Genomic DNA, 1,389 nt, shown 5'->3' with positions numbered 1-1,389 from the left:
CGCACAACACAGAATCCCGGCCCGTGATCGGGCCGGGATTCTCGTCTGGACCCCGGCCCAGGGACATCCCTCCCCGGAACATCCACACCAGACCATCGTCCGACAGATCACACGCCTCCCACGCCATCCATACCCCAGCGACGACCACCAGTCCACCATCCACGGCGTGGCCGGACCCCCTCGTTCCCCCGCCAGGCCGCCAGCCGCTGCCAGACGGTGAGAGTGTCAGGATGCCCCAGACCGCCCACGTGCGTGGAGGCGCCGACGAGAGCGGCGCACAGCCACGCCGGCCTCAGCCCCGGCACGGACAGGTCGGCACCTGCTGCCGCCGGAGCGCACAGGAAGCACGTCGAACCCCTAGACAGGTCTGCAGTGCAATCCGGCAGAGCGGACGGATTTCTGGACAACACCGCCGCCGGACTACCAAGTCGACCGAGCACCGCCGCGCGGATCACCAGCTCGAGCAGGGCGGCGCGGACGTCGGCGCCGTCCAGGGTGTGCCGTGGGAAGGCGTAGCGGACGGTCGCGGTGGCGGGCTCTGCTCATCTGGTTCGTGGAGGTGGCTGGTGCTGTCGGTACTCGCTCTGCTGGAGGCCCGGGAGAAGAGGGTCCGGGAAGAGACCGCGCGGTTGTGGGAGGAAGCCGAGCAGGTGCAGGCCGCGCTCGGTGCGGTGGAAGGCGCCCTTCAGCGGCTGGCGGTTGCCCGGGCGACGGTGGCGGAGGTGCTGGCCGAACCACCTTCGGCGGTCGCGGGGCCGGCGAGGGGCGCGATGGCGGGTTCGCCGGTGCCGCACCGGAGTGAAGGCATGGCGGTGTCGGTTCTCGCACCGGACTGTCAACGCATCGTGTCGGTGCTGGAGTCGGAGGCGGGCCGGGAGGGCATGCGCTGCCAGCAGTTGGCCGTGGCCCTGGGCCTTGAGGCGGTCCCGGCGAAGATCGAAGGGCTGCGGTCGAAGGCTAAACGCCTGGTGGAACGGGGCTGGGCGCTGCAGGTGCGGCCGGGGGTGTTCACCGCGCTCGCAGTGCCGTCCGGCTGAAAGCGCCTGGGCGGCGTCCGGCCCGGCGGCCGCTCATGAGCATGGTCATCGACCACAGCACCATGGCCTCGTGCATGGCGGGCAGGGTCTCGTAGTCGCGGACCAGACGACGCGAGCGCATCAGCCGGCTCAGCGTTCTCTCCACCACCCACCTGCGTGGCAGCACCACGAACCCCGTGGTGTGGTCGGCGCGTCTGACGATTTCCACCGTGAGCTGGAGTTTCTCGGCCGCCCAGTCGACCAGACGCCCGGCATAACCTCCATCCGCCCACACCCGGCGGATGGAGAAGTAGGGACCTCCCCCTGAGTGGTGGACACCCTGACGCCGACCCCGGTGGGGGTCGGGAGAGGG

The 1,389-nt window shown here is 70.6% G+C and carries 2 protein-coding genes; one reads left to right on the top strand and one right to left on the bottom strand.

Annotation, left to right across the window (positions count from 1 at the left end; translation table 11 throughout):
- Nucleotides 1-566: 566 nt before the first annotated feature.
- Nucleotides 567-1,037: a hypothetical protein gene (locus IEZ19_RS49825; RefSeq protein WP_189317965.1), complete on the top strand. Its 471-nt coding sequence runs from the start codon at nucleotides 567-569 to the stop codon at nucleotides 1,035-1,037.
- On the opposite strand, the gene IEZ19_RS49820 is transcribed toward IEZ19_RS49825, so the two are convergent.
- A partial coding sequence (locus IEZ19_RS49820) for a transposase (protein WP_189317964.1) occupies nucleotides 1,009-1,389 on the bottom strand: 381 nt, incomplete at its 5' end. The two genes, IEZ19_RS49825 and IEZ19_RS49820, sit on opposite strands and share 29 nt — an antisense overlap.

The organism is Streptomyces brasiliensis (assembly GCF_014647875.1).
In the GTDB taxonomy this organism is placed as follows: Bacteria; Actinomycetota; Actinomycetes; order Streptomycetales; family Streptomycetaceae; genus Streptomyces; species Streptomyces brasiliensis.
Note: the sequence above shows the minus strand (reverse complement) of the source record. Positions and strands in the feature narration are given on the sequence as shown.